This window comes from Neisseria sp. P0021.S005 (genome assembly GCF_051956955.1).
The window spans coordinates 1-3,865 of the sequence record NZ_JBQCWY010000275.1; the positions used below are offsets into that span (position 1 = coordinate 1).

The window sequence follows — 3,865 nt, forward strand, 5'->3', positions numbered from 1 at the left end:
TGATGCAGCAACACTATCTCGATTGGTGCAACACCCATCAAGGCATACCCGAAAAACACTGGCAATCCCGTTGCCAAGAAATGACCGGTTTAGATTTAGAAACCTTCTTTCAGACGGCCTTATACAGTACCGATGATCTTCCGCTCGCAGAATGCCTGCAAAGCGTAGGTGTCAAACTCGACTTTATTCCCCTACCACGCCAGCACGGCGGAGCATTTGCCACCGAACCCCAATCGGTTGCCCCCGCCAACGATTTGGGCGCACGTTTCAAACAAAACAGCGATCATGCCGTCCTGACTCATGTATTTAATGGCGGTAGCGCAGAAAATGCCGGACTCTGCCCGCAAGATAAAATCATCGCCTTAGGCGGCTATGCCTGCAACGACCTTGCAGCGCAGTGGGGCAAACTGCCTATCGGCACGCGCACCACCATCCATTTCTTCCGCCAAGGCCTATTGCGTGAAACCAGCATCACAGTTCAAGCAGCAGAAGCCAATACTGCCCTGCTGCACATTACCGATCGCCAAAAACTCGAAAACTGGTTGTACAATCATTAAATAAAACTTCAAACGGCCTGCCACTTCCTAGGCCGTCTGAAATCAACATATCCATTTAATATAAAGAAAGGAAAAACTATGCCTATCCGTAAACTGACCGACACCCTCTATATCGCCCCTCAGCTGACCGAAGCCGACGTCCAAGAAGCCGTACGTCTCGACATCAAAACCATCATCTGCAATCGCCCGGACGGCGAAGAAGAAAACCAACCGGCTTTTGCCGAAGTACAAAACTGGTTTAAAGAGGCTGGCATCAACCAATTTTCCCACCAGCCCGTCGTTGCGCCTCAAATCACCGTAGCCGATGTTGCAGCCTTCCAAAATCTGTTGCAACAATCTCCGGCTCCCATTCTTGCCTTCTGCCGCACCGGCACTCGCTGCTCCCTGCTTTGGGGTTATCATCAAGTGCAACACGGCGCATCCGTAGCCGAAGTGGTTGCCGCAGCCGAACAGGCAGGAGTCAATCTCAGCAACTTTGAAGCCCGCCTGCAAGAAGCCAAAGATAAAGGTTTGGCTTAATACCTAATTTATATCGTAAATAGTAGCCCTTAAAACCATCAGGTCGTCTGAAACCGATTATTCAGACGGCCTGATGGCCTTAGCTTATTTATAATTTATTTCCACTATCTTAGAGATATATTTTCTAAATTAAAACAGAATTGACCTGTGTCAATACCCCAATCCTATTTTCATTTATAATGCCTTTCAATGATTCAGGGCCATGCCCTAATCTTCCAGTTTCCTCGATAAGAGCCAGCTCTCTTATTAAATGATTTTTCTTTCCTCTTGATGTGTGTGTGTTTGGGTGTGGCTGAGTGCCACCCCCCTTTTTTTATATCTACCCTCTTGAAGGCCGTCTGAAACTTTCAGACGGCCTTTCCTTTCCCCTAGCAAAAATAGTATAAAATCCCCTTATCGTTCAAACCACAAACCCAAAACATCATGGTCAACAAACTCACTCCCCCTCCCAGCCTGCCCGATCCGCAAGACCTCCGCGCCGTTATCGCCTACAACATGCGCCTCTACCGCGTTAACCACGGCTGGTCGCAAGAAGAACTCGCACGCCAATGCGGACTCGACCGTACCTACGTCTCCGCCGTCGAGCGCAAACGCTGGAACATCGCCCTTTCCAACATCGAAAAAATCGCATCCGCACTCAAAATCGCCCCTTACAAACTTCTCCTTCCACCGCAAGAAATGCTCCGCCAAATGACCGAGCCTGCCGACACCCAAGCCTAATTCACAACCAAACAACATCATGACCGCCGCCCAACACGCCATTCAAACCTACCGGCAGCAAAAAGCCGCAGCAGAAACCGCCTACCGCCAAAACAACCGTCCTACCGTTTACTTCCGCGACCATATCGCCGCTGCCGAAACCCTACTGCAAACCCTCTGGCAAATCCACTTTCCCGACAGCGACGACATCAGTCTGATTGCCATCGGCGGCTTTGGGCGTTGCGAACTCTATCCTCATTCCGACTGGGACTTAGCGATTATTTCCTCGGCCCCATTTTCAGACGGCCTGCAACAGCAAACCGCCCAATTTATCCAAACCCTTTGGGACGCACGCCTCAATCCGGCCATCAAAAGCGGCAGCATAGAAGAAATCCTCCAAAGCACCCAAAACGACATTACTGGCGAAACCGCCTTTCTTGAAGCACGCCATCTCCAAGGCAATCCCAACCTTACCGCCCAACTTCTAAACAAACTCAATACACGCCGCGACACAGCCGCCTTCATCGAAGCCAAACTCCTCGAAATGGAGCAACGCCATACCAAATCCCAAGGCACAGGTGCACAACTCGAACCCAATATCAAAACCTGCCCCGGCGGCCTGCGCGACATCCACACCCTTATCTGGACAGCCAAAGCACAAGGTATAGACAGCAACCCCACCGCCCTCGTTACCGCCGGCGTCCTCACACGCACCGAAGCCGGCATGCTGGCCCATGGCTACCGCCGCCTCGCCAATATCCGCATTCACCTCCACCTTACCGCCGACCGCCCCGAAGACAGGCTGCTTTTCGACTACCAGTCCCAAGTTGCCGAAAGCTTAGGCTATACCCAACCCGACATCCGCGGCAGAAGCGAAGCCCTGATGCACACCTTCTACCGCGCCACCAAAGCCATCAAACAACTCAACGGCATCCTTATTCCGGTTCTCAAAAACCATCAAACTTCCAGCCGTCCCCAACATATCCACCCCATCGACAGCCACTACAAACGCATCGGCCACCAAATCGCCGCCAACGACCTTGCCCTGTTCGAGCGAAATCCCGAACACATCTTCACCATCATCCAAACCATGCAGGAGCAAAACATCACCACCATCGAGCCGCAAACCCTGCGCGCATGGTGGGCGGCCACACGAAAAATCAATACCCGTTTCACCCAAAATCCAGAAAACCGCCGCCGCTTCATCCAATTCTTCAAACACGGCACCGGCCTTACCCAAACCCTCCGTTTTCTCAACCTCTACGGCGTACTTGGCCGCTATCTCCCCGCATGGGAAAAAATCACCGGCCTGCTCCAACACGACCTATTCCATATTTACCCCGTAGACGACCACATCCTGACCGTCGTCCGCAATATGCGCCGTCTTGCCATCGAAACCCACAGCCACGAAATGCCCGAGGCCAGCGCCATCATGCAGGCCTACCCACGACCGCATATCCTCTACACCGCCGCCCTGCTGCACGACATCGCCAAAGGCCGTGGCGGCGATCACGCCAAAGAAGGCATCAAAGACGCACAACAATTCGCCGCCAACCACTACTACACCGAAGAAGAAAGCCACCTCCTCGCATGGCTGGTTGAAAACCACCTGCTCATGTCCACCGTTGCCCAAAAAGAAGACATCCAAGATCCCCATGTCCTCCAAGCCTTCTGCCGCCGTATTCCCACACGCGAATACCTCGACGCACTCTACCTGCTTACCATTGCCGACATCCGCGGCACCAACCCCAAACTTTGGAACACATGGCGCGCCAGCCTGCTTCAAACCCTCTACCACAGCACCGCCGCCGTTTTAAACAGCAAAAGCCACGATCCCGAACGCCTCCCCAACCGACGCGAACAAGCCTCGACCGACCAGCTCACGCGCGCGGCCGTTCCCCTCAAAAACCAACAAAAACTCCGCCGCATCCTCGGCAGCGCATACTACGTCCGCCATCAGACGCGGGAAATCCTCTGGCACACCGCAAACCTCGCCTACGACACCCAAAGTCCGGCCGTCCGCAGCCGTATCCTTCCCCAAAGCAACAGCCTTCAAGTCATGGTGTTCATGCCCAATGGCGACCGCCTCT

Annotated in this window: 3 protein-coding genes and 1 pseudogene; all 4 read left to right on the forward strand. The window is 53.3% G+C overall.

Features of this window, described 5'->3' with window-relative positions:
* Positions 1-557, forward strand: a pseudogene (locus tag ACTHUE_RS12530) (M61 family metallopeptidase); the annotation flags it as partial.
* Positions 558-635: 78 nt separating this feature from the next.
* Positions 636-1,076 (forward strand): TIGR01244 family sulfur transferase, encoded by a 441-nt coding sequence (locus ACTHUE_RS12535; RefSeq protein WP_070460058.1) that lies wholly within the window; start codon positions 636-638, stop codon positions 1,074-1,076.
* 423 nt (positions 1,077-1,499) lie between these two features.
* Entirely contained in the window at positions 1,500-1,796 is a 297-nt protein-coding gene (locus ACTHUE_RS12540; RefSeq protein ID WP_003680870.1) for a helix-turn-helix domain-containing protein, read from the forward strand.
* 19 nt (positions 1,797-1,815) lie between these two features.
* Positions 1,816-3,865, forward strand: a 2,050-nt coding sequence (gene glnD / locus ACTHUE_RS12545) for a [protein-PII] uridylyltransferase (protein WP_440423621.1), incomplete at its 3' end; no start/stop codon positions are given.